This window comes from Phreatobacter oligotrophus, assembly GCF_003046185.1.
Taxonomy (GTDB): Bacteria; Pseudomonadota; Alphaproteobacteria; order Rhizobiales; family Phreatobacteraceae; genus Phreatobacter; species Phreatobacter oligotrophus.
Genome location: NZ_PZZL01000001.1, coordinates 616,530 through 640,341, shown reverse-complemented (window position 1 = coordinate 640,341; position 23,812 = coordinate 616,530). Strand labels below are relative to the sequence as shown.

General features: G+C 66.7%; 35 protein-coding genes. 2 read left to right on the top strand and 33 right to left on the bottom strand.

Going from position 1 to position 23,812, the window contains the following annotated elements:
* Window positions 1-67: 67 nt before the first annotated feature.
* Together C8P69_RS03225 and C8P69_RS03220 are read right to left on the bottom strand one after the other, a co-directional pair.
* Window positions 68-1,378 carry a replication-associated recombination protein A gene (locus tag C8P69_RS03225; RefSeq protein WP_108174406.1) on the bottom strand — a complete coding sequence of 437 codons (1,311 nt, stop codon included), beginning with the start codon at window positions 1,376-1,378 and terminating at the stop codon, window positions 68-70.
* Complete coding sequence (locus tag C8P69_RS03220; RefSeq protein ID WP_108174405.1) at window positions 1,375-2,799, bottom strand: Do family serine endopeptidase; 1,425 nt, start codon at window positions 2,797-2,799, stop codon at window positions 1,375-1,377. The genes C8P69_RS03225 and C8P69_RS03220 overlap by 4 nt, the downstream gene beginning before the upstream one ends.
* Before the next feature lie 124 nt (window positions 2,800-2,923).
* Between C8P69_RS03220 and cnbZ the strand changes: the two genes are divergently transcribed.
* Entirely contained in the window at window positions 2,924-3,688 is a 765-nt protein-coding gene (gene cnbZ, locus C8P69_RS03215) for a 2-amino-5-chloromuconate deaminase CnbZ (RefSeq protein WP_108174404.1), read from the top strand.
* Window positions 3,685-4,872, top strand: coding sequence for a YbfB/YjiJ family MFS transporter (locus tag C8P69_RS03210; protein ID WP_108174403.1), 1,188 nt, complete (start codon window positions 3,685-3,687; stop codon window positions 4,870-4,872). Before cnbZ ends, C8P69_RS03210 begins: the two co-directional genes overlap by 4 nt.
* A gap of 78 nt (window positions 4,873-4,950) precedes the next feature.
* Here the strand turns inward: C8P69_RS03210 and rplQ are convergent, their stop codons facing one another.
* The 31 genes from rplQ to rpsL all read right to left on the bottom strand — a co-directional run bounded on the left by rplQ (window position 4,951) and on the right by rpsL (window position 23,667).
* Window positions 4,951-5,367, bottom strand: a complete 417-nt coding sequence (gene rplQ / locus C8P69_RS03205) for a 50S ribosomal protein L17 (protein WP_108174402.1) — start codon at window positions 5,365-5,367, stop codon at window positions 4,951-4,953.
* A gap of 51 nt (window positions 5,368-5,418) precedes the next feature.
* A complete protein-coding gene (locus C8P69_RS03200) occupies window positions 5,419-6,435 on the bottom strand; it encodes a DNA-directed RNA polymerase subunit alpha (protein ID WP_108174401.1) in 1,017 nt (338 codons plus the stop codon).
* Between the two features lie 140 nt (window positions 6,436-6,575).
* Window positions 6,576-6,965 carry a 30S ribosomal protein S11 gene (gene rpsK, locus C8P69_RS03195; protein ID WP_108174400.1) on the bottom strand — a complete coding sequence of 130 codons (390 nt, stop codon included), beginning with the start codon at window positions 6,963-6,965 and terminating at the stop codon, window positions 6,576-6,578.
* Between the two features lie 85 nt (window positions 6,966-7,050).
* Complete coding sequence (gene rpsM / locus C8P69_RS03190; RefSeq protein WP_108174399.1) at window positions 7,051-7,419, bottom strand: 30S ribosomal protein S13; 369 nt, start codon at window positions 7,417-7,419, stop codon at window positions 7,051-7,053.
* Window positions 7,420-7,620: 201 nt separating this feature from the next.
* Window positions 7,621-8,202 (bottom strand): adenylate kinase, encoded by a 582-nt coding sequence (locus C8P69_RS03185; protein WP_108174398.1) that lies wholly within the window; start codon window positions 8,200-8,202, stop codon window positions 7,621-7,623.
* Window positions 8,199-9,527 (bottom strand): preprotein translocase subunit SecY, encoded by a 1,329-nt coding sequence (secY, locus tag C8P69_RS03180; RefSeq protein WP_108174397.1) that lies wholly within the window; start codon window positions 9,525-9,527, stop codon window positions 8,199-8,201. Before secY ends, C8P69_RS03185 begins: the two co-directional genes overlap by 4 nt.
* A gap of 187 nt (window positions 9,528-9,714) precedes the next feature.
* Window positions 9,715-10,191 carry a 50S ribosomal protein L15 gene (gene rplO / locus C8P69_RS03175; protein ID WP_108174396.1) on the bottom strand — a complete coding sequence of 159 codons (477 nt, stop codon included), beginning with the start codon at window positions 10,189-10,191 and terminating at the stop codon, window positions 9,715-9,717.
* Window positions 10,192-10,195: 4 nt separating this feature from the next.
* The gene (rpmD, locus tag C8P69_RS03170; RefSeq protein ID WP_108174395.1) at window positions 10,196-10,378 is read right to left on the bottom strand and encodes a 50S ribosomal protein L30; all 183 of its coding nucleotides are present in this window, start codon (window positions 10,376-10,378) and stop codon (window positions 10,196-10,198) included.
* Between the two features lie 11 nt (window positions 10,379-10,389).
* Entirely contained in the window at window positions 10,390-10,944 is a 555-nt protein-coding gene (gene rpsE / locus C8P69_RS03165; protein ID WP_108174394.1) for a 30S ribosomal protein S5, read from the bottom strand.
* Between the two features lie 36 nt (window positions 10,945-10,980).
* Window positions 10,981-11,343 carry a 50S ribosomal protein L18 gene (gene rplR, locus C8P69_RS03160; protein ID WP_108174393.1) on the bottom strand — a complete coding sequence of 121 codons (363 nt, stop codon included), beginning with the start codon at window positions 11,341-11,343 and terminating at the stop codon, window positions 10,981-10,983.
* Window positions 11,344-11,424: 81 nt separating this feature from the next.
* Window positions 11,425-11,958, bottom strand: coding sequence for a 50S ribosomal protein L6 (rplF, locus tag C8P69_RS03155; protein ID WP_108174392.1), 534 nt, complete (start codon window positions 11,956-11,958; stop codon window positions 11,425-11,427).
* A gap of 37 nt (window positions 11,959-11,995) precedes the next feature.
* Window positions 11,996-12,394: a 30S ribosomal protein S8 gene (gene rpsH, locus C8P69_RS03150; RefSeq protein WP_108174391.1), complete on the bottom strand. Its 399-nt coding sequence runs from the start codon at window positions 12,392-12,394 to the stop codon at window positions 11,996-11,998.
* Window positions 12,395-12,407: 13 nt separating this feature from the next.
* Window positions 12,408-12,713: a 30S ribosomal protein S14 gene (rpsN, locus tag C8P69_RS03145; RefSeq protein ID WP_108174390.1), complete on the bottom strand. Its 306-nt coding sequence runs from the start codon at window positions 12,711-12,713 to the stop codon at window positions 12,408-12,410.
* 55 nt (window positions 12,714-12,768) lie between these two features.
* Entirely contained in the window at window positions 12,769-13,326 is a 558-nt protein-coding gene (rplE, locus tag C8P69_RS03140) for a 50S ribosomal protein L5 (protein WP_108174389.1), read from the bottom strand.
* Window positions 13,319-13,636 (bottom strand): 50S ribosomal protein L24, encoded by a 318-nt coding sequence (gene rplX, locus C8P69_RS03135; RefSeq protein WP_108174388.1) that lies wholly within the window; start codon window positions 13,634-13,636, stop codon window positions 13,319-13,321. The genes rplE and rplX overlap by 8 nt, the downstream gene beginning before the upstream one ends.
* Complete coding sequence (gene rplN / locus C8P69_RS03130) at window positions 13,636-14,004, bottom strand: 50S ribosomal protein L14 (protein WP_038312231.1); 369 nt, start codon at window positions 14,002-14,004, stop codon at window positions 13,636-13,638. Before rplN ends, rplX begins: the two co-directional genes overlap by 1 nt.
* 75 nt (window positions 14,005-14,079) lie before the next feature.
* Entirely contained in the window at window positions 14,080-14,313 is a 234-nt protein-coding gene (gene rpsQ, locus C8P69_RS03125) for a 30S ribosomal protein S17 (protein ID WP_108174387.1), read from the bottom strand.
* Between the two features lie 11 nt (window positions 14,314-14,324).
* Complete coding sequence (gene rpmC / locus C8P69_RS03120) at window positions 14,325-14,522, bottom strand: 50S ribosomal protein L29 (protein WP_108174386.1); 198 nt, start codon at window positions 14,520-14,522, stop codon at window positions 14,325-14,327.
* 11 nt (window positions 14,523-14,533) lie between these two features.
* A complete protein-coding gene (rplP, locus tag C8P69_RS03115) occupies window positions 14,534-14,947 on the bottom strand; it encodes a 50S ribosomal protein L16 (protein ID WP_108174385.1) in 414 nt (137 codons plus the stop codon).
* 18 nt (window positions 14,948-14,965) lie between these two features.
* Window positions 14,966-15,679, bottom strand: coding sequence for a 30S ribosomal protein S3 (rpsC, locus tag C8P69_RS03110; protein WP_108174384.1), 714 nt, complete (start codon window positions 15,677-15,679; stop codon window positions 14,966-14,968).
* Window positions 15,680-15,689: 10 nt separating this feature from the next.
* Window positions 15,690-16,073, bottom strand: coding sequence for a 50S ribosomal protein L22 (gene rplV, locus C8P69_RS03105; RefSeq protein ID WP_108174383.1), 384 nt, complete (start codon window positions 16,071-16,073; stop codon window positions 15,690-15,692).
* A 3-nt stretch (window positions 16,074-16,076) separates the two neighbouring features.
* A complete protein-coding gene (gene rpsS, locus C8P69_RS03100; protein WP_108174382.1) occupies window positions 16,077-16,355 on the bottom strand; it encodes a 30S ribosomal protein S19 in 279 nt (92 codons plus the stop codon).
* Window positions 16,356-16,367: 12 nt separating this feature from the next.
* Complete coding sequence (gene rplB / locus C8P69_RS03095) at window positions 16,368-17,201, bottom strand: 50S ribosomal protein L2 (protein ID WP_108174381.1); 834 nt, start codon at window positions 17,199-17,201, stop codon at window positions 16,368-16,370.
* Window positions 17,202-17,216: 15 nt separating this feature from the next.
* The gene (locus C8P69_RS03090; RefSeq protein ID WP_108174380.1) at window positions 17,217-17,516 is read right to left on the bottom strand and encodes a 50S ribosomal protein L23; all 300 of its coding nucleotides are present in this window, start codon (window positions 17,514-17,516) and stop codon (window positions 17,217-17,219) included.
* Complete coding sequence (gene rplD, locus C8P69_RS03085; RefSeq protein WP_108174379.1) at window positions 17,513-18,133, bottom strand: 50S ribosomal protein L4; 621 nt, start codon at window positions 18,131-18,133, stop codon at window positions 17,513-17,515. Before rplD ends, C8P69_RS03090 begins: the two co-directional genes overlap by 4 nt.
* Window positions 18,134-18,135: 2 nt before the next feature.
* Window positions 18,136-18,855: a 50S ribosomal protein L3 gene (gene rplC / locus C8P69_RS03080; RefSeq protein ID WP_108174572.1), complete on the bottom strand. Its 720-nt coding sequence runs from the start codon at window positions 18,853-18,855 to the stop codon at window positions 18,136-18,138.
* Window positions 18,856-18,988: 133 nt separating this feature from the next.
* A complete protein-coding gene (gene rpsJ / locus C8P69_RS03075) occupies window positions 18,989-19,294 on the bottom strand; it encodes a 30S ribosomal protein S10 (protein ID WP_106748008.1) in 306 nt (101 codons plus the stop codon).
* 68 nt (window positions 19,295-19,362) lie between these two features.
* Window positions 19,363-20,553, bottom strand: coding sequence for an elongation factor Tu (tuf, locus tag C8P69_RS03070; protein WP_108174366.1), 1,191 nt, complete (start codon window positions 20,551-20,553; stop codon window positions 19,363-19,365).
* Window positions 20,554-20,619: 66 nt separating this feature from the next.
* A complete protein-coding gene (gene fusA / locus C8P69_RS03065; RefSeq protein ID WP_108174378.1) occupies window positions 20,620-22,695 on the bottom strand; it encodes an elongation factor G in 2,076 nt (691 codons plus the stop codon).
* Between the two features lie 42 nt (window positions 22,696-22,737).
* Window positions 22,738-23,208 (bottom strand): 30S ribosomal protein S7, encoded by a 471-nt coding sequence (gene rpsG / locus C8P69_RS03060; RefSeq protein WP_108174377.1) that lies wholly within the window; start codon window positions 23,206-23,208, stop codon window positions 22,738-22,740.
* Between the two features lie 87 nt (window positions 23,209-23,295).
* The gene (rpsL, locus tag C8P69_RS03055) at window positions 23,296-23,667 is read right to left on the bottom strand and encodes a 30S ribosomal protein S12 (RefSeq protein WP_038312203.1); all 372 of its coding nucleotides are present in this window, start codon (window positions 23,665-23,667) and stop codon (window positions 23,296-23,298) included.
* Window positions 23,668-23,812 lie beyond the last annotated feature (145 nt).

The following is a 23,812-nucleotide window of genomic DNA, read 5'->3' as shown; positions in this document are numbered from 1 at the left end:
CCCTTATGCGCCCATGAAGCACTAGGCCGCGAAGCCGCGCAATCGGGTTTTCCCGCGTTAATTGAATTCACCGCATACGCTCGCGTCGAAGTTTCGCCCACCACTCCATGCGCTTGCCGATCTCGCGCTCGAAGCCGCGCTCGACCGGCCGGTAGAGCGACTGCCGGCCAATGGCCTCGGGCCAGTAGTCCTGGCCGGAAAAGGCGTCGGGCTCGTCGTGGTCGTAGCGATAGCCCTCGCCATAGCCTTCCGACTTCATCAGCTTGGTCGGGGCATTGAGGATGGTCTTCGGCGGCATGACGCTGCCGCGCTCCTTGGCCAGCGCCTGGGCGGCCTTCCAGGCGGTATAGGCAGCGTTCGACTTCGGCGCGGTCGCGACATAAATCACGGCATTGGCCAGGGCGAGTTCGCCCTCGGGCGTGCCGAGGAAATCGTAGGCGTCCTTCGCCGCGTTGGCGACGACGAGGGCCTGCGGATCGGCGAGGCCGATATCCTCCACCGCCATGCGGACGACGCGGCGGGCGATGAAGAGCGGGTCCTCGCCGGCATCGAGCATCCGCGCGAGATAGTAGAGCGCTGCGTCCGGATCCGAGCCGCGCACGGTCTTGTGGAGGGCGGAAATGAGGTTGTAGTGGCCCTCCTGCGCCTTGTCGTAGATCGGCGCGCGGCGCTGGACGACGGCGGAGAGGCCCGCCGTATCGAAGACCTCGCCCTCCCCTGCCGCGCGCCAGACCTCCTCGGCGAGAGTCAGGATGGCGCGGCCGTCGCCATCGGCCATGCGCACCAGCGCGAGGCGGGCTTGCCCGTCGAGCGGCAGCGGCTTGTCCTCCAGCGCCTCGGCACGGGCGAGCAGCTTTTCCAGCGCCTCGTCGTCGAGGGCGCGGAAGGTGAGGACGCGCGCCCGCGACAGGAGCGCGGCGTTGAGCTCGAAGGACGGGTTCTCCGTGGTGGCGCCGACGAGCGTCACCGTGCCGTCCTCGACCACGGGCAGGAAGGCGTCCTGCTGCGAGCGGTTGAAGCGGTGGATTTCGTCGACGAAGAGCAGCGTGCCGCGGCCCTGCATGCGGCGGGATCGCGCCTGCTCGAAGACCTTCTTGAGGTCGGCGACGCCGGTGAAGATCGCCGAGATCTGGTCGAAGGCGAGGTCCGTTTCGCCCGCGAGGAGGCGCGCCACCGTGGTCTTGCCCGTGCCCGGCGGGCCCCAGAAGATCAGCGAGCCGAGGGAGCGCGAGCGCAGGAGCCGCGTCAGCGCCCCGTCAGGGCCGGTCAGGTGCTCCTGTCCGGCGACATCCGCCAGGGTCTGCGGGCGCAGCCGGTCGGCGAGCGGCCGCGGCGCCTTGGGGTCGGGGCCCGCGGCCTCGAAGAGGTCCACCCTCAGCCGCCCAGCATGGACGAGATGATCTGGCCGCCGCGGTCGATCTGGAAGCGCCAGAGCCGCGAACGCTGGGCCGTCACCTCCCGCAGGTCGTCGGGCTTGGCGATCTCGCGGCCATTGACGCCGACCACCACGTCGCCCGGCTGCAGGCCGACCTGCGCCGCGGCGGAATTGGGCTCCACCGCCATCACGACGACGCCGTCGCTGCGATGGCTGACGCGCAGCTCGTCCGCCATGCCCGGGGCCAGCGTCGCGACACGGGCGCCAGCGAAGGGCGACGGGCCGGTGATGGTGATGGCGTCCTGGCCGCCGGGCGGCGCCGGCTCAAGGGCCACCGGAACGACCAGCGCGCGGCCGTTGCGGGTCACCGCGATGCTCGCCATGCCGCCGATGGGCTTCACGCCGAAGCGGTAGCCGAAGCCGTCGGGGTCCTCGACCGCCTGGTTGTCGACGGCGGTGATGAGGTCGCCGGCGCGAAGGCCAGCGCGGGCGGCGGGCGAGTTGGGGACGACCGAGACGACGAGCGCGCCCGTCGGGCGCGCGAGGCGCAGGCTCTCCGCGACATCGGCGGTGACATTCTGCAGGCGGCCGCCGAACCAGGGACGGCGCACGGTCTGGCTGCCGGCCTTGGCCGATTCGACGACGAGGCGGACGAGCGCGGTCGGAATGGCGAAGCCGATGCCGTGGCTGCCGCCGGAGCGCGAGAAGATGGCGGTGTTCACGCCGATGAGGCGGCCGCTCATGTCGACCAGCGCGCCGCCGGAATTGCCGGGATTGATGGCCGCGTCGGTCTGGACGAAGGACTGGTAGTCGGCGACGCCGACCTGCGTGCGGGCGAGCGCCGAGACGATGCCCTGGGTCACGGTCTGGCCGACGCCGAAGGGATTGCCGATGGCGAGCACGAGATCACCGACCTCGAGGGCGTCGGAATCGCCGATCTCGATGGTCGCGAGGTCGGAGGGCGGCGATTTCAGCCGGAGCACGGCGAGGTCGGTGCGCGGGTCGCGCAGCACGATGTCCACCTCGAACTCGCGCCGGTCGGCGAGCGCCACCTTCACCTCCGTCATGTTCTCCACGACGTGGTTGTTGGTGATGACGAGGCCGGAGCGCTCGACGATGACGCCCGAGCCGAGGGACCGGGCGACCTCGGCGCGCTGCGGCCCGCCCTGACGGCCCTGCCCGCCCCGGTCACCGAAGAAGCGGCGGAAGATCGGGTCGTCGAAGAAGGGATGGGCCTGCACCTGCTCGACGCGCGAGCCATAGACGTTCACGACCGCGGGCGCGGCGCGCCGCACCACGGGGGCGAAGGAGAGTTGCACCTCCGCACGGGTGGCGGGCGCCTGGCGTGGCGCCTGGGCCACGGCAGGAGCGGCGGAGACGAGCGCGAGGGCGGCGGCGGTGGCGAGGACGGTGAGTCTGGTCATGGCGGCAATATAGTCGTGCCCCCGCGAGCCCGGAAGGGAAGGCAGGCGCCCGATGCGTCCACGGCGGTTGACCGGACCGGGGGGAGCAGTGACGCTCCGTCAAAACACCCCCGAGGACACGCCCATGGCCGCCAGCCCGACGATCGACTTCGCACCCGGCAATTACCGCTACGTCCCCAGCGTGTTCCAGTATTCATCGGGCGCCGCGGCGATGCCCGGCTATCACATCGAGCGGGTGATGTTCCGCAAGCCGGTGCCGCTGAAACAGGGCTTCGAGCGGATCGCCGCGCTGATCCAGGGCCAGGGACGCCCGCTCACCGCCTTCTGCGCCTGCGAGCTGCGCTCTCCCGCGCCCTTCGACGATGCCGGCTTCAAGGCCTTCAACGAGGTCTATGTCGGCACGCTGGCGGCCTGGGGCATCTACAACGCCGAGACCAAGGCCAATCCGGTGGCGCGCTCCAATGTCTGCCCGGAGATCGGCGGACCGCCGGAGCCCTCCTTCCACGCCTTCTGCTACGTCGCCGAGGGCGATGCAGGCGGGGCGCCGCAATTCGTCATCGCCGGCTCCGGCGAGGCGCGCGAGGGCGCCGGCGCCTATGCCGAGCGGATCGTCCGGCTCAACGACACCAGTCCCGTAGGCCTGCGCGAGAAGGGCGTCTTCGTCCTTGAGCAGATGGAGAAGCGCATGGCGGCCTTCGGCCATGGCTGGGCGGACACGACGGCGGCGCAGGTCTATTGCGTGCACGACATCCATCCCTTCCTCGCCGACGAGATCGTCCGGCGCGGCGCGGCGCGGGCCGGCATCACCTGGCACTACAACCGCCCGCCGGTGATCGGCCTCGACTACGAGATGGATTGCCGTAGCGTCGCGGTCGAGCGCAGCCTGTGAGCGCATCGCCGCTGGGGCGCTGGCAGGGCTTCTTCGGTCCCATCCTCGCCGGCTATTGCGGCCTGCTCATCGGCGTCGGCATGGGCCGCTTCGGCTATCCTCCGCTGATTCCGGCCATGGTCGAGGCCGGCTGGGCGACGCCGACGACGCTGCACCTTGCCGGCGCCTTCAACCTCGCCGGCTACATCGTCGGCGCCAGCACGGCGCTCGCCAGCGCGCGTCTGATGGGCGTCCGGCCGGCCATTGCCCTCGCCGCGGCGCTCGCCGTCTTCGCCTTCGCAGCCTCAGCCGTGCCCCTGCCCGCCCCCGCCTTCATCGCCCTGCGGGCGCTGTCCGGCTCGACCGGCGGCATCCTGATGATCGTCATCCCGCCGGTGGTGGCGAATGTCGTGGCACCCTCGCACCGGGGGCGGGCCAACGGCCTCGCCTTTGCGGGCGTCGGCACGGGCTTCGTGCTGTCGGGAACCGCCGTGCCGGCCTTTGCGGCCTCGGGACCGGCGGCCGCCTGGCTGGCGCTGGCGACGGCGCTGGCGGTGGCGAGCGTCGTGATGATGGCGCTGCTGCCCCGCTCGGCCCCGCCGGTGGCGGCGGAGCGCGGCGCGCCCTCCCCGGCCTGGCGGCGCGCACCGGCCTTCCTCGGCCTCGCCGCAGCCTATGGCGGGGCGGCGGCAGGCTATGTGCCGCACACGCTGTTCTTCGTCGACCACGTCGCCCGCGATCTCGGCTTCGGCCTCGCCATCGGCGGCTGGATCTGGGTCGCGGCCGGCATCACGGCCGTTCTCGCACCGATGGTCGCGGGCGTCGCCGCCGACCGCTTCGGCTATGGGCCGGTGCTTCGGATCATCGTGGCGCTGATGGCGATCGGCGCGGCGCTTCCCGCGCTCACCCACAATCTCGTGCTGCTGACGCTGTCGGCGATGATGGCGGGCGGATTGATGATCGGCTTGGGATCATCCACCTCCGGGCGGACCCGCGAGATCGTCGGGCCGGAAGCGCACACGGCGGCCTGGGCGCTGCAGACCGTCGCCTTCGCCGTCATCCAGGCAGGCGCAGCCTACGGTTTCACCGCCCTGCTGGCCGCCACGGGCAGCCACGCGCTGGTCTTCGCGCTGGCGGGGACCATCATCGCGGCGGGGCTCGCAACCGAACTCGTCACGGCCCGCATGGCGCCGCCTCCCGGCTGACGCGCAAAGCAAAAGGGCGACCTGACGGCCGCCCCTGCAAAGGGCTGGTCCCGGAGGACCGCCCCGACTTCTCGTGGATCAGGCCGCCTCGGCGGTCTTCGCCTGGACCGGACCGGAGTCCTTGCCCTTGGCGTCGACGTCGCGATCGACGAACTCGATGACCGCGATCGGCGCATTGTCGCCATAGCGGAAGCCGGCCTTCAGGACGCGGGTGTAGCCACCCTGGCGCGCCTGGTAGCGGGGCCCGAGGACCTCGAACAGCTTCTTGACCATGGCGATGTCGCGGATCTGCGACACGGCCTGGCGGCGGGCGTGCAGGTCGCCGCGCTTGCCGAGCGTCACCAGCTTCTCGACGATCGGACGCAGGTCCTTCGCCTTCGGCAGGGTGGTGACGATCTGCTCATGCTTGATGAGAGCGGCGCACATGTTGGCGAACATCGCCTGACGATGCTCGGCCGTGCGGTTGAACTTGCGGTGGGCTTTGCCGTGACGCATCGCCTTGTCCTCCGGTGGCTCGCGGACCTCACGGTCGGCGAGGATGAAAACTCAGTAGTGGTCCTCGAAGCGCTTGGCGAGCTCTTCGATATTCTCCGGCGGCCAGCCCGTAACCTCCATGCCGAGGTGGAGGCCCATCTGGGCAAGCACTTCCTTGATCTCGTTGAGCGACTTGCGGCCGAAGTTCGGCGTGCGGAGCATCTCCGCCTCCGTCTTCTGGATCAGGTCGCCGATGTAGACGATGTTGTCGTTCTTCAGGCAGTTCGCCGAGCGGACCGAGAGCTCGAGCTCGTCGACCTTCTTCAGCAGCGCCGGGTTGAAGGCCAGATCCGGGATCGACTCCTGGACGACTTCCTTCCGCGGCTCCTCGAAGTTCACGAAGATCTCGAGCTGGTCCTGGAGGATGCGGGCCGCATAGGCGATCGCGTCCTCGGGCGAGACCGAACCGTTGGTCTCCACCGTCAGGGTCAGCTTGTCGTAGTCGAGCACCTGGCCCTCGCGGGTCGGCGAGACCTGGTAGGAGACCTTCTTGACCGGCGAGTAGAGGCTGTCGACCGGGATGAGACCGATCGGCGCGTCCTCGGCGCGGTTCTTCTCGGCCGGGACGTAGCCCTTGCCGGTGTTGACGGTGAACTCCATGCGGATCGAGGCGCCCTCGTCGAGGGTGCAGATCACCAGCTCGGGGTTCAGCACGGTGACGTCGCCGACCGTCTGGATGTCGCCAGCGGTGACCACGCCCGGGCCTTCCTTGCGCACGACCATGCGCTTCGGACCGTCGCCCTGCATCTTGATCGAGATGTCCTTGATGTTCAGGACGATGTCGGTGACGTCCTCACGCACGCCAGGGATCGACGAGAACTCGTGCAGCACGCCATCGATCTGGACGGCCGAGACGGCGGCGCCCTGGAGCGAGGACAGGAGGATGCGGCGCAGGGCGTTACCGAGCGTCACGCCGAAGCCACGCTCCAGCGGCTCGGCGGTCGCGGTCGCGAAACGCTTCGGGTCATCGCCGGGGACGATGTTCAGCTTCTCCGGCTTGATCAGTTCCTGCCAGTTCTTCTGGATCACGGTGTGTTACCTTCGCTCAAATCTGGCCGCTGTCTCGTCCCCTGCAGGACCCTGACGGCCGGTGTCCCTCGCTTTGCAGCGAGAGGCGGAAAACCGCGAGCCGCCACAGGCCGGCCCGCGATTGCGAGAAACAATGAAACTCAGACGCGACGACGCTTGCGCGGGCGGCAGCCGTTGTGCGGGATCGGCGTCACGTCGCGGATGGAGGTGACGGTGAAGCCGGCGGCCTGGAGGGCGCGCAGCGCCGACTCACGGCCCGAACCGGGACCCGACACCTCGACCTCGACCATGCGCATGCCGTGCTCGGCGGCCTTGCGGGCAGCGTCCTCGGCAGCGACCTGGGCGGCGTACGGGGTCGACTTGCGCGAACCCTTGAAGCCCATGGTGCCGGCCGACGACCAGGCAATGGTGTTGCCCTGCGCGTCTGTGATGGTGATCATCGTGTTGTTGAACGACGCGTTCACGTGGCAGACGCCGGAGGCGATGTTCTTGCGCTCACGGCGGCGAACGCGGGTGGCTTCCTTGGCCATTCTCTAGTCCTTGTCCTTCAGGCGCGCCCGTGGTGCCAGGCGCTCGGGAAACGGCAAGGGGCGCGGCTGGCGCGCCCCGACCGGATTACTTCTTCTTGCCGGCGATCGGCTTCGCCGGACCCTTGCGGGTGCGGGCGTTGGTGTGGGTGCGCTGGCCGCGGACCGGCAGGCCCTTGCGGTGACGCAGGCCGCGGTAGCAGCCGAGGTCCATGAGGCGCTTGATGTTCATCGAGACTTCGCGACGCAGGTCGCCCTCGACCATGTAGTCACGGTCGATGGTCTCGCGGATGGTGAGCACTTCCTGGTCGGTCAGCTGGTTCACGCGGCGCTCGGCCGGGATCTTGACCTTGTCGCAGATCTCGGCGGCGAACTTCGGTCCGATGCCGTGAATGTACTGCAGCGCGATGACTACGCGCTTGTTCGTCGGGATATTGACACCCGCAATACGAGCCATGTCTCGTCTCCATGTGGTCCGCGTCGCCGCGGGAGATGATGAAACCGTGCGTCCGGTGGAGGCCGGCCCCTGCACGGATGTCCTCGAAACGGAGCGGCCCGCCTGCACGGCAGACGGACCGGCTCAACCGTCTTTTGGACGAAGGTTGGCCGCATAGCCCGCCCTCGTCCCTGCGTCAAGCCCGAAAGGGCCGAATTCGCCTCACACGCCCAGATGGGCGGCGATGGCCTTGGTCACGTCGTCGATCGGCGCCATGCCGTCCACGGTCTTCAGCGCGCCCTTGGAGGCGTAATAGCCGGAGACGGGAGCGGTCTGCTCGCGATAGGCGTCGAGGCGCTTCTTGAGGGCCTCGGCATTGTCGTCGGCGCGCACGGGCTCGCCGCGGGCGGTCATCTCGGCAACGCGCTTCTCGATGCGGCCGACGAGGATCCCCTCGTCCACCTTCAGCTCGATGACGCCGTCCAGCTTCATGCCCTTCTCCGCCAGCATGGCGTCGAGGGCTTCGGCCTGGGCCACCGTGCGCGGGAAACCGTCAAGGATGAACCCCTTGGCGCAGTCCGGTTCGGCGATGCGGTCGGCGATGATGCCGACAACGATGGCGTCGGAGACGAGCTCACCGCGCGCCATGACATCCTTGGCCTTCAGGCCGATGGGCGTGCCGGCCTTCACCGCGGCCCGGAGCATGTCACCGGTGGAGAGCTGCACGAGACCGTGACGCTCCACCAGCCGCTGTGCCTGGGTCCCCTTCCCCGCCCCGGGAGGCCCGAGCAGAATCAGCTTCATCGACGTTTCCCCCTGAGCTGCGACTTCTTGATCAGCCCTTCATACTGATGGGCCAACAGATACCCCTGCACCTGGGCCACCGTGTCGAGCGTCACGGTGACGACGATCAGCAGCGAGGTGCCTCCCAGCAGATAGAAGCTTTGACCGAGCTGCGAAATCAGCATTTCGGGCAATAGGCAGACCAGGGTGATGTAGGCAGCGCCGAGGACGGTGATGCGGGTGAGGACATAGTCGATGTACTGCGCCGTCTTCTCGCCCGGGCGGATGCCGGGGATGAAGCCGCCATACTTGCGCAGATTGTCGGCGGTCTCGGTCGGATTGAACACGATCGCCGTGTAGAAGAAGCAGAAGAAGATGATCAGCAGCGCATAGAGCGCCATGAACAGCGGCTGGCCGTGGCCGAGCAGCTGGGCGGTGAGGCGCAGCCATTCCGACGGATTGGTCTGGAACGACAGCGCCGTCGTCGGCAGCAGCAGCAGCGATGAGGCGAAGATCGGCGGGATGACGCCGGCCGTGTTGATCTTGAGCGGCAGGTGCGAGGAATTGCCCTCGAACACCTTGTTGCCCTGCTGGCGCTTTGGATACTGGATCAGCAGCCGGCGCTGGGCGCGCTCGCAGAAGACGATGATGACGATCGTCACGCCGATGAGCACGAGGAGGCCGAGCAGCAGCGGCGTCGAGATGACGCCCTGGCGGCCGAGTTCAAAGGCCTGGGCCAGCACGCTCGGCAACTCCGCGACGATGCCGGCGAAGATGATGAGCGAGATGCCGTTGCCGATGCCGCGCTGGGTGATCTGCTCGCCCAGCCACATCATGAACATGGTGCCGCCGGTCAGCGTGATGACCGTCGACATGATGAAGAACAGGCCGGGACTGGCGACGACCGAGCCCGAGGACTGCAAGCCGACGGCGATGCCCCAGGACTGGAACAGCGCCAGCACCACCGTGAGGTAGCGGGTGTACTGGTTGATCTGCTTGCGGCCCTGCTCGCCCTCCTTCTTCAGCTTCTCGAGCTCCGGCACGACGGCCGTGAGCAGCTGGATGATGATGGAGGCGGAGATGTAGGGCATGATGTTCAACGCGAAGATCGCCATGCGCGAGACCGCGCCGCCGGCGAAGACGTTGAACATGGCCAGCACGCCCTGGTTGGCGTTGAAGACCTGGCGCAGGGCCTCGGGATCGATTCCCGGCAGCGGGATATAGGTACCGAGGCGATAGACCAGCAGCGCGCCGAGGGTGAACCACAGCCGCTTCTTGAGATCCTCGGCCTTGCCGAAAGCCCCGAAATTCAGGTTGGCTGCAAGTTGTTCCGCTGCCGATGCCATGGTGGCTCCGATGCCTCAGGGACGGAACGGGTCCATCCGGAAAAGTCGCCTTCACTTAACGGCCAGTGGCCGCCTTCGCCAGCCCCCCGACGTCGCAGGCAGGGCTATCGATGCAAAGGGGCCGGTCCTCGTCGAACCGGCCCCTTGAAGCTGTGATCGTCGTGTCGGGAGAGCGATGCGCCGGCCGTCAGGCCGCCGCCTCGTCCTTCGCCTTCAGCACGGTGACCGAGCCGCCGGCCTTCTCGACGGCCGCAACGGCGCCGGCGGAGGCGCCGGAGACGGTCAGCTCGAGCTTCGCCTTCAGCTCGCCGGTGGCGACGAGACGGATGCCGTCACGGGCGCGGCGGACGACGCCGCTCGACACCAGGGCAGCCTCGTCGACCTTGCCGGCCTGCAGCTTGCCGGAGTCGATCGCGCGCTGGATCCGGGCGAGCGTGACCTCGACATAGGAGAGGCGGAAGATGTTGTTGAAGCCACGCTTCGGCAGGCGCCGATGCAGCGGCATCTGGCCACCCTCGAAGCCCTTGATGGCGACGCCCGAACGGGACTTCTGGCCCTTCACGCCGCGACCGGCGGTCTTGCCCTTGCCCGAACCGATGCCGCGGCCGACGCGCATCTTGCGATGCGTGGCGCCGGCATTGTCCTTCATGTCCGTGAGTTTCATGGGATCAATCCACCACTTTCACGAGGTGAGCGACCTTGGCGATCATGCCGCGGACACTCGGGGTGTCCTCCAGCGTGGCGCGGCGGTGCAGCTTGTTGAGCTTCAGGCCGATGAGGGTCGCTTCCTGCGACTTCTCCCGGCGGATCGGCGAGCCGATCTGCTCGATGGTAACGGTCTTGTTGGCCATGGATCCGATCCTTACGCGTCGCCCTCGCCTTCCTCCTGGCGGCGGGCCTGGAGGACCGACACCTTGAGGCCACGGCGAGCCGCGACGGAGCGCGGGCTGTCCTGGTTCTTCAGCGCGTCGAACGTGGCGCGCACCATGTTGTAGGGGTTCGACGACCCCATCGACTTGGCGACCACGTCGGCCATGCCGAGCGTCTCGAAGACGGCGCGCATCGGACCGCCGGCGATGATGCCGGTACCGGCCGGAGCGGCGCGCAGGATGACCTTGCCGGCGCCGTGGCGGCCGTGCACGTCATGATGAAGGGTGCGGCCCTCGCGCAGCGCCACGCGGATGAAACCGCGCTTGGCCGCCTCGGTGGCCTTGCGGATCGCCTCCGGCACCTCACGGGCCTTGCCGTGGCCGAAGCCGACGCGGCCCTTCTGGTCGCCGACCACGACGAGAGCAGCAAAGCCGAAGCGCTTGCCGCCCTTCACCGTCTTGGAGACGCGGTTGATGTGCACGAGCTTGTCGGTGAATTCGCTGTCGCGCTCTTCGCGGTTGCGCTCGCGTTCACGTTCCCGAGCCATGTTCTGTCCTTTCGGCGGCAGGGCCGCCCGTATCCGTTAGAAGCTCAGGCCGCCCTCGCGGGCGCCGTCGGCGAGCGCCTTGACGCGCCCGTGATAGAGATAGGCACCGCGGTCGAACACCACGGCGGACACCCCAGCCTGCACTGCGCGCTCGGCGACGAGCTTGCCGACGGCGGTCGCCGCGGCCTGATCGGCACCGGTCTTCAGCGAAGACTTCAGGTCCTTCTCCAGTGACGAGGCACTCGCAACCGTCACGCCCTTCGCGTCGTCGATGATCTGCGCATAGATATGCTTCGACGAACGGAAGACGCTCAGCCGCGGACGCCCATTTGCCGCAGTGCGCAGGGCACGGCGGACACGCGCCTTGCGACGCTCCGTTGCATCCTTGAATTTGGCCATAGCCAGCTCCTTTTATCGGCGCGGTACCGGACGGACCCGCACCCCGGTAGACGGTGAGGCCCCGTATCCGGGGCCTCCGCCTTACTTCTTCTTGCCTTCCTTGCGGAAGATGAACTCGCCCTCGTAGCGGACGCCCTTGCCCTTGTAGGGCTCCGGACCACGATACTCGCGGATCTCGGCGGCGACCTGACCCACCTTCTGCTTGTCGATGCCGGAGATCAGGATCTCGGTCGGCTTCGGGGTCGCGATGGTGATGCCCTCGGGGACGGGATAGTTGACATCGTGGCTGAAGCCGAGAGCGAGGTTCAGCACCTTGCCCTGGGCCGCGGCACGATAGCCGACGCCGGTGATCTCGAGCTTCTTCTCGAAGCCCTTGGTCACGCCGACGGCGAGGTTGGCGACGCGGGTGCGAGCCATGCCCCACATGGAGCGGGCACGCTTGCCCTGGTCGCGCGGGTCGATCTTGATGACGTTGCCGTCGAGCTTCACGATGACGTCGTCCGGGCAGGTGAACGACAGCTCACCCTTGGGACCCTTCACCTTGACGGTCTGGCCGGACAGCTGGGCAGTGACGCCCTGCGGCAGGTCGACCGGCTTCTTACCGATACGAGACATTGGATGTCGTCCTTTGTCGAATGGGAGCTCTGCCAGGTCAGAAGACCGTGCAGAGCACCTCCCCGCCCACGTTCTGTTCACGTGCCTCGTGGTCCGCCATCACGCCCTTGGGGGTCGAGATGATGGTGATGCCGAGGCCGTTGGAGACGCGCGGCGTGTTGCCGACGCCGGCATAGACGCGGCGGCCAGGCTTCGACACACGGGCGATCTCACGGATGACCGGCTCACCGTCGAAATACTTGAGCTCGATCTCGAACTCCGAACGGCCGTTCGGGTGCGTGACGGTCATGTAGTCGCGGATGTAGCCTTCCGACTTGAGCACGTCGAGGACGCGGGCGCGCAGCTTCGAACCGGGCGTCAGGACGCGGGTCTTGCGGCGCATCTGCGCGTTGCGGATGCGGGTCAGCATATCGCCGAGCGGATCGTTGAGAGCCATGATCTGTCTCCTCTCACCAGCTCGACTTCACGAGGCCCGGAACGAGCCCCTTGTTGCCGAGGTCGCGCAGAGCCACGCGGCTCATGCCGAGCTTGCGGTAGAACGCCCGCGGACGGCCGGTCACCTCGCAACGGTTCTTGATGCGGACCTTGGCGCCATTGCGCGGCAGGCTCGCAAGCTTCACGGTGGCCGCGAAACGCTCTTCGATGGAGAGCGACTGGTCCATCACGGTCGCCTTCAGCGCAGCGCGCTTCTTGGCGTCCCGTGCGACCAGGGCACGGCGGCGGTTGTTCTTTTCGATGGAGCTCTTCTTCGCCATCGGATTCTCCTGGTTTCCGCGTCTGAGACGGGCTTCTAGCTTTGAGAAACCCGGCTCACTGCCGGAACGGGAAGTTGAAGGCCTTGAGGAGAGCGCGAGCTTCCTCGTCGGTCTTCGCGGTGGTGCACACGATGATGTCCATGCCCCACATCTGATCCACCTTGTCATAGGAGATCTCGGGGAACACGACATGCTCCTTCAGGCCCATGGCGAAGTTGCCACGGCCATCGAAGCTCTTCGGGTTCAGGCCGCGGAAGTCGCGGACGCGCGGCAGCGCGATCGTGACCAGGCGGTCCAGGAACTCGTACATGCGCTGCTTGCGCAGCGTGACCTTGCAGCCGAGCGGCATGTTCTCGCGAACCTTGAAGTTCGAGATGGCCTGCCGGGCCCGGGTGATGACCGGCTTCTGGCCGGTGATCAGGGCAAGGTCGGCCGCCGCAACGGAGGCCTTCTTGGAGTCGGCGGTGGACTCGCCGACGCCCATGTTGACCACGACCTTCTCGATCTGCGGGATCTCGAGCGGGTTCTTGTAGCCGAACTGGGTCACCAGCTGCTGCCGGATCACGCTGTCGTAATGCGCCTTGAGGCGCGGGGTGTAGGCCGCCTCAGCCATCGATGGTCTCCCCGGACTTCTTGGCCACGCGCACCTTGGTGCCGTCGGCGAGGATCTTGAAGCCGACGCGGGTCGGCTTGCCGGTCTTCGGATCGGCATAGGCCAGGTTGGACAGGTGGATCGGACCCTCTTTCGAGATGATCCCGCCTTCCGACGTCTGGCTCTGGCGCTGATGGCGCTTCACAATGTTGACGCCGCGGACGAGGGCGCGGCCCTCGGTCGGCATGACCTGGATGACCTCGCCGGTGCGACCCTTGTCGCGGCCAGCAAGGACGACAACCTTGTCACCCTTCTTGATCTTGGCGGCCATCACAGCACCTCCGGAGCCAGCGAGATGATCTTCATGTGGTTCTTGGCGCGCAGCTCGCGCGGAACCGGTCCGAAGATACGGGTGCCGATCGGCTCCTTCTGGTTGTTGATCAGCACGGCCGCATTGCGGTCGAAGCGGATCACCGAACCGTCCAGGCGACGGATGTCCTTCGCCGTGCGAACGACGACCGCCTTCATGACGTCGCCCTTCTTCACGCGGCCACGCGGAATCGCTTCCTTGACCGACACGACGATGATGTCGCCCACATGGGCGTAACGACGCTTCGCGCCGCCGAGCACCTTGATGCACATGACGCGGCGTGCGCCCGAATTGTCCGCCACGTCGAGATTGGTTTGCATCTGGATCATGACGCAACCTCTTCCTTTCGCGCCCGTCTCGGGTCTCCCCGACGGCGGCGCGCTGTTCTAACGATCACCGAGGGCTCACGCCTTCGGCAGCACGACCCAACGCTTCAGCTTCGAGAGAGGCTTGCCCTCCTCGATGCTCACCACGTCACCCACCTTGAAGGCGTTGCCTTCGTCATGGGCGTGATAGTTCTTGGTGCGGCGCACCGTCTTCTTGAGCAGCGGATGGGTGAAGCGACGCTCCACCTTCACCACGACCGTCTTGTCCTGCTTGTCGCTGACGACGATGCCCTCGAGCACACGCTTCGGCATATGCCCTCTCCTTACTTCTTCTCGGCGCGCTTCTGCGCGGCGACGGTCTTCACGCGGGCGATGTCGCGGCGCACCTGGCGGACGCGGGCGACGTTCTCCAGCTGGCCGGTGGCCTTCTGGAAGCGCAGGTTGAACTGCTCCTTCTTCAGCTCACCGAGCTGGCCCTCGAGCTCGTCGAGGGTCTTGGTCCGGATCTCTTCGGCCTTCATGACCCCTCTCCTCACTCGGCGATGCGCTGGACGAAGCGCGTCTTGATCGGCAGCTTGGCAGCCGCCAGCTCGAGCGCCTTCTTGGCGACGTCCAGGGGAACGCCGTCGAGCTCGAACATGATGCGGCCCGGAGCCACCTTGGCGGCCCAGTACTCGTTGCCGCCCTTGCCGGAGCCCATGCGGACCTCGGCAGGCTTCTTCGACACCGGGACGTCCGGGAAGATGCGGATCCAGACGCGGCCAGCGCGCTTCATTTCGCGCGTCATGGCACGGCGGGCGGCCTCGATCTGGCGCGCGGTAATGCGCTCCGGCTCGAGAGCCTTCAGGCCGAACTGGCCAAAGTTCAGGTCCGTGCCGCCCTTGGCAGCGCCGGAAATGCGCCCCTTGAACTGCTTGCGGAACTTGGTCTTCTTGGGCTGAAGCATGGTTCTAGACCTTCATCCTCACGCCGCGTCGCGGTCTTGACCGCGCGGACGGCGCGTCGAACCCTCGCCCTCGGACATCTTCTTGTCCTGGGCCATCGGGTCGTGCTCCATGATCTCGCCCTTGAAGATCCACACCTTCACGCCGCACGTCCCGTAGGTCGTGTAGGCCGTGCCGGTGCCGTAATCGACATCGGCGCGCAGGGTGTGCAGCGGCACGCGGCCTTCGCGATACCACTCGAGGCGGGCGATCTCGGCGCCGCCGAGGCGGCCCGAGCAGTTGATGCGGATGCCCTCGGCGCCGAGACGCATGGCGGACTGGACGGCCCGCTTCATGGCGCGGCGGAAGGCGACGCGACGCTCGAGCTGCTGGGCGATCGACTCGGCCACCAGGGTCGCGTCGGTCTCGGGCTTGCGGATCTCGACGATGTTGATGACGACTTCGGCGTCGGTCATCCGCGAGACGGCCTTCTTCAGCTTGTCGATGTCGGCGCCCTTCTTGCCGATCACGATGCCCGGGCGAGCCGAGTGAACCGTGACGCGGCACTTCCGGTGCGGACGCTCGATGACGATCTTCGAGACCGCCGCCTGCTTCAGCAGCTTCATCAGCTCACGGCGGATCTTGAGATCCTCGTGCAGGAGCTTGCTGTACTCGCCCTTGTTGGCGAACCAGCGGCTGTCCCAGGTGCGGTTGATGCCGAGGCGAAAACCGATCGGATTGATCTTCTGACCCATCGCTCTCTCCTCAGGCCTTGGCCGCCTCGACCTGACGAACGACGATCGTCAGGTGCGAGAAAGGCTTCTCGATCCGGGCGCCGCGGCCGCGGGCACGGGCATGGAAACGCTTCATCACGAAGGCCTTGCCGACATGGGCTTCGGCGACCACCAGGTCGTCGACGTCGAGATCATGGTTGTTCTCGGCGTTGGCGATGGCGCTCTCCAGGCACTTCTTGACGTCGCCGGCGATCCGCTTGCGCGAGAACTCCAGATCGGCGAGCGCCGTGTCGACCGGCTTACCGCGGATGAGCGCGGCAACCAGGTTCAGCTTGCGGGGCGAGACGCGCAGCATGCGCGCGACCGCCTTGGCCTCGTTGTCGCCGAGGGCGCGGGGTGTTGCGGGCTTACCCATGGCTCACTTCCGCTTCGCTTTTTTGTCGGCCGCATGGCCGTAGAAGGTGCGGGTCGGCGAGAACTCGCCGAACTTGTGGCCGACCATCTCCTCGGTGACCTGCACCGGGACATGCTTCTGACCGTTGTAGACGCCGAAGGTCAGTCCGACGAAATGCGGGAGGATCGTGGAGCGACGGCTCCAGATCTTGACGACATCGTGACGGCCCGACGAGCGGGCTGCCTCGGCCTTCTTCAGGAGGTATCCGTCGACGAACGGACCTTTCCAGACGGAACGTGCCATGACGGGCCTCTGTTACTTCTTCTTCGAATGACGGCTCGACACGATGAACTTGTCGGTCCGCTTGTTCGAACGAGTCTTCTTGCCCTTGGTCGGGAAGCCCCAGGGCGTGACGGGGTGACGGCCGCCCGAGGTACGGCCTTCGCCGCCGCCGTGCGGGTGGTCGATCGGGTTCATCGCGACGCCGCGGTTATGCGAGCGCCAGCCGAGCCAACGGTTACGACCGGCCTTGCCGATCGACACGTTCATGTGGTCCGGGTTCGACACCGCGCCGATCGAGGCGAAGCACCGGCCGTGGACGAGACGCTGCTCGCCAGAGTTCAGGCGAAGGATCACGTAGCCCTCGTCGCGACCGACGATCTGGGCGTAGGTGCCGGCCGAACGGGCGACCGCGCCGCCCTTGCCGATCTTCAGCTCCACGTTGTGGACGATGGTGCCCACCGGGATGTTGGCGATCGGCATGGCGTTGCCGGGCTTCACGTCGGCGCTCTCGGCGGCGACGACGCTGTCACCCACGGCCAGGCGCTGCGGCGCCAGGATGTAGGAGAGCTCGCCATCGACGTACTTGATGAGCGCGATGAAGGCCGAGCGGTTCGGATCGTACTCGATCCGCTCCACGGTGGCGGCAACGTCGAGCTTGCGACGCTTGAAGTCGACGAGACGGTAGGAGCGCTTGTGGCCACCGCCGCGGAAGCGGGAGGTGACGCGGCCGAGGTTGTTACGGCCGCCCGTGGACGACTTGCCCTCGGTGAGCGTCTTGACCGGCTTGCCCTTGTAGAGGTCGGAACGGTCGACCAGGACGAGCTGACGAAGGCCCGGCGTGATCGGCTTGAAGGTCTTGAGTGCCATGGTTTACCCCTCGCCTCACAGACCGGTCGTGATGTCGATGGAGTGGCCCTCGGCGAGGGTCACGATCGCTTTCTTCACGTCCGACCGACGGCCGAGAACGCCCTTGAAACGCTTGGTCTTGCCCTTCTGGACGAGGGTGTTGACGCTCTTGACCTTGACGTCGAAGAGCTTCTCCACCGCCGCCTTGATCTGCGGCTTGGTGGCGTCCGCCGAGACCTTGAAGACGACCTGGTTATGCTCCGCAACCACCGAGCCCTTCTCGGTGATCAGCGGCGCCTTGATGACGTCGTAGTGACGCGGATCGACCGTGCTCATTTGAAGCGCGCCTCCAGTGCGTCGACGGCCGCCTTGGTCAGGACCAGGGTGTTCCGGCGCATGATGTCGTAGACGTTGATGCCCTGGATCGGGAGGACATCGACGAGCGGGATGTTGCGGGCCGCGAGGGCGAAGTTCTTGTCGACCTCGGCGCCGTCGATGACCAGCACGCTCTTGAAGCCGAGCTTCTCGAACTGCGCCTTCAGCGACTTGGTCTTGGCCGCCTCGGTGGAGGCCTTCTCGAGCACCACGATGGAGCCGGCCTTCACCTTGGCGGAGAGGGCATGCTTCAGGCCGAGGGCGCGGACCTTCTTCGGCAGATCGTGCTCATGCGAGCGCGGGGTCGGACCGAAGGAGCGGCCGCCGCCACGGAAGAGGTTGGCACGAGCCGAGGAGTGACGGGCGGAACCCGTGCCCTTCTGCTTGTACATTTTCTTGCCGGTGCGATGGATCTCGGCGCGGTTCTTGACGTCGTGGGTGCCGGCGCGGCGCTTGGCGAGCTGCCAGCGCACCACGCGGTGCAGGATGTCAGCGCGGGGCTCCAGGCCGAAGATCTCGTCGGAGAGATCCACGGAACCGGCGTCGGCGCCGTCGAGGGTCTTGATGGTCAGTTTCATGTTCAACCCTCCGAAGTCTCGGCGGCGGCCGGAGCAGCCTCGGCGCCCGGCAGCTTGAAGCTACCCGGCAGCGGCGCGTCCTTCGGCAGCGGCTTCTTCACCGCGTCGCGGACGAGGATCCAGCCACCCTTCGAACCGGGGACGGCACCCTCGACCATGATCACGCCGCGCTCGACGTCGGTACGGACGACCTTGAGGTTCTGCGTGGTGACGCGGACGACGCCCATGTGGCCGGCCATGCGCTTGTTCTTGAACACCTTGCCGGGGTCCTGACGGTTACCCGTCGAACCATGCGAGCGGTGCGAGACCGAGACGCCGTGGGTGGCACGCAGACCGCCGAAGTTGTGACGCTTCATGGCGCCGGCGAAGCCCTTACCCTGGCTGGTGCCGGTGACGTCGACGAACTGGCCGGCGACGAAATGGTCGGCGGCGAAGCGGGCACCCACCGGGACCACGCCCTTGTCGTCGACACGGAACTCGACGATCTCGTGCTTCGGCTCGACCTTGGCGATGGCGAAGTGGCCACGCTGCGCCTTGGTCGTGTTCTTGACCTTGGCAAGGCCGGCGCCGAGCTGCAGGGCGGTGTACCCATCCTTCTCGGCCGTGCGGTGGGCGACGACCTGGCAGTCGTCGAGCAGAAGCACCGTCACGGGGACGTGCTCACCACCGTCGTTGAAGATGCGGGTCATCCCCATCTTCTTGGCAATCACACCGGAACGCATCGCGCGCATTCCTCGTTTTGGGGTCATCCGCGCCCGACATGGCGGACCGGAGAGGACCCGGGTTCAACTTGAGGTGCACCTTGCGGGGCACCCGGACACTTCGCGAAAGGCCGTCATCGGCCTGTCGCAAGACTCAGAGTTTGATCTCGACGTCGACACCAGCGGCCAGGTCGAGCTTCATCAGCGCGTCCACGGTCTGCGGGGTCGGGTCCACGATGTCGAGAAGCCGCTTATGGGTGCGGATCTCGAACTGCTCGCGCGACTTCTTGTCGATGTGCGGCGAGCGGTTCACCGTGAACTTCTCGATCCGCGTCGGCAGCGGAATCGGCCCGCGGACCTGAGCACCGGTGCGCTTCGCCGTGTTGACGATCTCGCGCGTCGAGGTGTCCAGGACCCGATGGTCGAACGCCTTGAGGCGGATCCGGATGTTCTGGTTCATGGGTTCGCCCCTTCAAAGGCAAAGCGACAGAGGACGCACGGTTTCCCGCGCGTCCTCGGGATAACGGATCACTCGATGATGGAGGCGACGACGCCGGCGCCGACGGTGCGGCCGCCCTCGCGGATGGCGAAGCGCAGCTTCTCCTCCATGGCGATCGGCACGATCAGGCTCACCGTCATGGCGATGTTGTCGCCCGGCATCACCATCTCCGTGCCCTCGGGCAGCGTCACGATGCCGGTCACGTCGGTGGTGCGGAAGTAGAACTGCGGACGATAGTTGGTGAAGAACGGCGTGTGGCGACCGCCCTCCTCCTTCGTCAGGATGTAGGCCTCGGCCTTGAACTTCGTGTGCGGCTTCACCGAGCCCGGCTTGCACAGCACCTGGCCGCGCTCGACGTCCTCACGCTTCGTGCCGCGCAGCAGCGCGCCGATGTTGTCGCCAGCCTGGCCCTGATCGAGCAGCTTGCGGAACATCTCGACGCCCGTGACCGTGGTCTTCTGGGTGTCGCGGATGCCGACGATCTCGATTTCCTCGCCGACCTTCACGATGCCGCGCTCGACACGGCCGGTCACGACGGTGCCGCGGCCCGAGATCGAGAACACGTCCTCGACCGGCATCAGGAAGGGCTGGTCGATCGGGCGCTCCGGCTGCGGGATGTAGCTGTCCACCGACTCCATCAGCTTCAGGATGGCGTCGCGGCCGATCTCCGGCTGGCGATCCTCGAGGGCGCACAGGGCCGAACCCTTGGTGATCGGGATGTCGTCGCCCGGGAACTCGTACTTCGACAGCAGCTCGCGAACCTCGAGCTCGACGAGCTCGAGAAGCTCGGCGTCGTCGACCATGTCGACCTTGTTCATGAACACGACCAGCGCCGGAACGCCGACCTGGCGGGCGAGCAGGATGTGCTCGCGGGTCTGCGGCATCGGGCCGTCAGCGGCCGACACGACCAGGATCGCGCCGTCCATCTGGGCAGCGCCGGTGATCATGTTCTTCACGTAGTCGGCGTGGCCGGGGCAGTCGACGTGGGCGTAGTGGCGGTTCTTCGTCTCGTACTCGACGTGCGCCGTCGAGATCGTGATGCCGCGCGCCTTCTCTTCCGGCGCCTTGTCGATCTGGTCATAGGCCGTGAAGGTCGCGCCGCCGGTCTCGGCCAGAACCTTCGTGATCGCCGCCGTCAGCGACGTCTTGCCATGGTCGACGTGACCAATCGTGCCGATGTTGCAATGCGGCTTCGTGCGTTCGAACTTTTCCTTGGCCATGGTGGCCTCCTTCGATGTTCGCCCCGCCCAAGGATCGTTGAACGACCCGGTCGGGCAGATGGACAATTAGGCGTATTTGGCCTGGACTTCGGCGGCGACGTTGGACGGCGCCTGCTCGTAGTGGCTGAACTGCATGGTGTAGCTGGCGCGACCCTGGCTGAACGAGCGCAGCTGGTTGACGTAGCCGAACATGTTCATCAGCGGCACCTTGGCCTGGATGACGTTGGCGTTGCCGCGCATGTCCTGGCCCTGGATCTGGCCACGGCGGGAGTTGAGGTCGCCGATGACCGAGCCGGTGTACTCCTCGGGGGTGACGACCTCGACCGACATGATCGGCTCGAGCAGCACCGAACCGCACTTCTGCAGCGCCTCGCGCATGGCGGCGCGGGAGGCGATTTCGAAGGCGAGGACCGAGGAGTCGACGTCGTGGTAGGCGCCGTCGATCAGGGTCGTCTTGACGTCGACCACAGGGAAGCCGGCGATGATGCCCGCGCCCATGACCGAGTCGATGCCCTTCTCGACGCCCGGGATGTACTCCTTCGGAACGGCGCCGCCGACGATCTTCGACTCGAAGGCGTTGCCGGCACCCGGCTCATTCGGCTCGACGATGATCTTGATCTTCGCGAACTGGCCGGTACCGCCGGTCTGCTTCTTGTGGGTGTAGTCGATCTCGGCGCGCTTGGTGATCTTCTCGCGGAAGGCCACCTCGGGAGCGCCGACCGTGACGTCGACCTTGTGGGTGCGGCGCAGGATGTCGACCTTGATGTCGAGATGGAGCTCGCCCATGCCCTTGATGCGGGTCTGGCCGGACTCGGTGTCGGTGGAGACGCGGAAGGACGGGTCCTCGCCGGCGAGCTTCATCAGCGCCAGCGCCATCTTCTCCTGGTCGGCCTTCGTCTTCGGCTCGATCGCCATTTCGATGACCGGCTCGGGGAACTCCATGCGCTCCAGGATGACCGGCTTCTGCGGATCGCAGAGCGTGTCACCGGTGCGGGTGTCCTTCAGGCCGACGAGGGCGACGATGTCACCGGCATAGGCTTCGGAGATTTCCTCGCGGTTGTTGGCGTGCATGAGAACCATGCGGCCGACGCGCTCGTTCTTCTCGCGGGTCGAGTTGAGGAGGGCCATGCCCTTCTCGAGCTTGCCGGAATAGATGCGGCAGAAGGTCAGGACGCCGTACTGGTCGTCCATGATCTTGAAGCCGAGGAGCGACAGCGGCTCGGAGTCCGACGACTTGCGCTCGGTCTCGGCCTCGGTCTTCGGGTCGATGCCCTTGATGGCCGGGACGTCGACGGGCGACGGCAGGTAGTCGACCACGGCGTCGAGGAGCGTCTGGACGCCCTTGTTCTTGAAGGCCGAGCCGCAGAGGACGGGGAAGAAGGCGGAGGTGAGGACGGCCTTGCGGATGAGGCGCTTCAGCGTGTCCTCGTCGGGCTCGTTGCCCTCGAGATAGGCCTCCATGGCGGTGTCGTCGAGCTCGACGGCGGCCTCGACCAGCTCAGCGCGGTACTGGGCGGCCTTCTCCTTGAGATCGTCGGGGATCTCGAGGTTGGCGTCGAAGTCGGCGCCGAGGGACTCGCCGGACCAGACGACGGCCTTCATGCGAACAAGGTCGATCACGCCCTTGAAGGTGTTCTCGGCGCCGATCGGCAACTGGATGGCGACGGGCTTGGCACCGAGGCGCTTCTTGATGTCCTCGAGGCACATGTAGAAGTCAGCGCCGGTCTTATCCATCTTGTTGGCGAAGACGATGCGCGGAACCTTGTACTTGTCGCCCTGGCGCCAGACGGTCTCGGTCTGCGGCTCGACGCCCTGGTTGGAGTCGAGGACGCAGACGGCGCCGTCGAGCACGCGGAGCGAACGCTCGACCTCGATGGTGAAGTCGACGTGGCCGGGGGTGTCGATGATGTTCAGGCGCTTGCCGCGCCACTGGGCGGTCGTCGCGGCGGACGTGATGGTGATGCCGCGCTCCTGCTCCTGCTCCATGAAGTCCATCGTGGCGGCGCCGTCATGGACTTCGCCGATCTTATGGGACTTGCCGGTGTAGTAGAGGATCCGCTCGGTCGTCGTCGTCTTGCCCGCATCGATGTGGGCCATGATGCCGAAGTTGCGGTAGTCCTCGATCGCGTGAGTGCGCGGCATGATCTTGGTTCCTTCGGTTCCGGATGAACCGTGTCGGTGTCGTTACCAGCGGTAATGCGAGAAGGCGCGGTTGGCTTCCGCCATCTTGTGGGTGTCTTCGCGCTTCTTCACCGCGTTGCCGCGGTTGTTGGCGGCGTCCAGCAGCTCGGAGGAGAGCTTGTCCACCATGGTCTTGTCGTTGCGGGCGCGGGCCGCCTGGATGAGCCAGCGGATGGCGAGCGCCTGGCGACGGTCAGGACGAACCTCGACCGGAACCTGGTAGGTGGCGCCGCCGACGCGGCGGGAGCGGACCTCGATCGCCGGCATGACGTTCTCGAGGGCCGACTGGAAGACGCCCAGCGGGTCGGTCTTGGCCTTGGACTCGATCTGGTCGAAGGCACCATAGACGATCTGCTCAGCGACCGACTTCTTGCCTTCGTACATGACCGAATTCATGAACTTGGCCAGCACGACATTGCCGTACTTCGCGTCCGGAATGACTTCCCGCTTTTCGGCCCGATGACGACGAGACATCGCTCTCTCCGTTGATCCTGAAAGCCGCCGGCCGCTCCGATCCGGCGCCTACGCGCCTCGACCTGGAGCGGCCGGCGGAAACAACTGTTACTTCGGCCGCTTGGCGCCGTACTTGGAACGGCGCTGCTTGCGGTTCTTGACGCCCTGCGTGTCGAGAACGCCGCGCAGGATGTGGTAGCGGACGCCCGGAAGGTCCTTCACGCGGCCGCCGCGGATCATGACCACCGAGTGCTCCTGGAGGTTATGACCCTCACCCGGAATGTAACCGATGACCTCGAAGCCGTTGGTGAGACGCACCTTGGCGACCTTGCGGAGCGCCGAGTTCGGCTTCTTCGGGGTCGTCGTGTAGACGCGTGTGCACACGCCGCGCTTCTGCGGGCAGCCCTCCATGTGGCGGGACTTCTCGCGGTAGGTGCGCGGCTGACGCGGCTTGCGGATCAGCTGGTTGACTGTCGGCATCGGCGGCCTTGTCCTTGAACCAATGAGACCCGGTTGCCCGGAACTCGTGAAAAGCGTGGCTTTGCCTGCCCCGTCACCGGAACAGGCAACCGGGCGCTCGGTTTGCCCCGGAGGACAAACTGCGCCCGGCGAAAACAGAGGATCT

Coding starts and splice junctions, on each gene's coding strand:
- C8P69_RS03220 (WP_108174405.1), bottom strand. CDS start 2,799: ATGACCAGACTCACCGTCCTCGCCACCGCCGCCGCCCTCGCGCTCGTC.
- cnbZ (WP_108174404.1), top strand. CDS start 2,924: ATGGCCGCCAGCCCGACGATCGACTTCGCACCCGGCAATTACCGCTAC.
- rplQ (WP_108174402.1), bottom strand. CDS start 5,367: ATGCGTCACGGCAAAGCCCACCGCAAGTTCAACCGCACGGCCGAGCAT.
- rpsK (WP_108174400.1), bottom strand. CDS start 6,965: ATGGCCAAGGAAGCCACCCGCGTTCGCCGCCGTGAGCGCAAGAACATC.
- rpsM (WP_108174399.1), bottom strand. CDS start 7,419: ATGGCTCGTATTGCGGGTGTCAATATCCCGACGAACAAGCGCGTAGTC.
- C8P69_RS03185 (WP_108174398.1), bottom strand. CDS start 8,202: ATGAAGCTGATTCTGCTCGGGCCTCCCGGGGCGGGGAAGGGGACCCAG.
- secY (WP_108174397.1), bottom strand. CDS start 9,527: ATGGCATCGGCAGCGGAACAACTTGCAGCCAACCTGAATTTCGGGGCT.
- rplO (WP_108174396.1), bottom strand. CDS start 10,191: ATGAAACTCACGGACATGAAGGACAATGCCGGCGCCACGCATCGCAAG.
- rpmD (WP_108174395.1), bottom strand. CDS start 10,378: ATGGCCAACAAGACCGTTACCATCGAGCAGATCGGCTCGCCGATCCGC.
- rpsE (WP_108174394.1), bottom strand. CDS start 10,944: ATGGCTCGGGAACGTGAACGCGAGCGCAACCGCGAAGAGCGCGACAGC.
- rplR (WP_108174393.1), bottom strand. CDS start 11,343: ATGGCCAAATTCAAGGATGCAACGGAGCGTCGCAAGGCGCGTGTCCGC.
- rplF (WP_108174392.1), bottom strand. CDS start 11,958: ATGTCTCGTATCGGTAAGAAGCCGGTCGACCTGCCGCAGGGCGTCACT.
- rpsH (WP_108174391.1), bottom strand. CDS start 12,394: ATGGCTCTCAACGATCCGCTCGGCGATATGCTGACCCGCATCCGCAAC.
- rpsN (WP_108174390.1), bottom strand. CDS start 12,713: ATGGCGAAGAAGAGCTCCATCGAAAAGAACAACCGCCGCCGTGCCCTG.
- rplE (WP_108174389.1), bottom strand. CDS start 13,326: ATGGCTGAGGCGGCCTACACCCCGCGCCTCAAGGCGCATTACGACAGC.
- rplX (WP_108174388.1), bottom strand. CDS start 13,636: ATGGCCGCCAAGATCAAGAAGGGTGACAAGGTTGTCGTCCTTGCTGGC.
- rplN (WP_038312231.1), bottom strand. CDS start 14,004: ATGATCCAGATGCAAACCAATCTCGACGTGGCGGACAATTCGGGCGCA.
- rpsQ (WP_108174387.1), bottom strand. CDS start 14,313: ATGCCGAAGCGTGTGCTCGAGGGCATCGTCGTCAGCGACAAGCAGGAC.
- rpmC (WP_108174386.1), bottom strand. CDS start 14,522: ATGAAGGCCGAAGAGATCCGGACCAAGACCCTCGACGAGCTCGAGGGC.
- rplP (WP_108174385.1), bottom strand. CDS start 14,947: ATGCTTCAGCCCAAGAAGACCAAGTTCCGCAAGCAGTTCAAGGGGCGC.
- rpsC (WP_108174384.1), bottom strand. CDS start 15,679: ATGGGTCAGAAGATCAATCCGATCGGTTTTCGCCTCGGCATCAACCGC.
- rplV (WP_108174383.1), bottom strand. CDS start 16,073: ATGGGTAAGCCCGCAACACCCCGCGCCCTCGGCGACAACGAGGCCAAG.
- rpsS (WP_108174382.1), bottom strand. CDS start 16,355: ATGGCACGTTCCGTCTGGAAAGGTCCGTTCGTCGACGGATACCTCCTG.
- rplB (WP_108174381.1), bottom strand. CDS start 17,201: ATGGCACTCAAGACCTTCAAGCCGATCACGCCGGGCCTTCGTCAGCTC.
- C8P69_RS03090 (WP_108174380.1), bottom strand. CDS start 17,516: ATGAGCACGGTCGATCCGCGTCACTACGACGTCATCAAGGCGCCGCTG.
- rplD (WP_108174379.1), bottom strand. CDS start 18,133: ATGAAACTGACCATCAAGACCCTCGACGGCGCCGACGCCGGTTCCGTG.
- rplC (WP_108174572.1), bottom strand. CDS start 18,855: ATGCGTTCCGGTGTGATTGCCAAGAAGATGGGGATGACCCGCATCTTC.
- rpsJ (WP_106748008.1), bottom strand. CDS start 19,294: ATGAACCAGAACATCCGGATCCGCCTCAAGGCGTTCGACCATCGGGTC.
- tuf (WP_108174366.1), bottom strand. CDS start 20,553: ATGGCCAAGGAAAAGTTCGAACGCACGAAGCCGCATTGCAACATCGGC.
- fusA (WP_108174378.1), bottom strand. CDS start 22,695: ATGCCGCGCACTCACGCGATCGAGGACTACCGCAACTTCGGCATCATG.
- rpsG (WP_108174377.1), bottom strand. CDS start 23,208: ATGTCTCGTCGTCATCGGGCCGAAAAGCGGGAAGTCATTCCGGACGCG.
- rpsL (WP_038312203.1), bottom strand. CDS start 23,667: ATGCCGACAGTCAACCAGCTGATCCGCAAGCCGCGTCAGCCGCGCACC.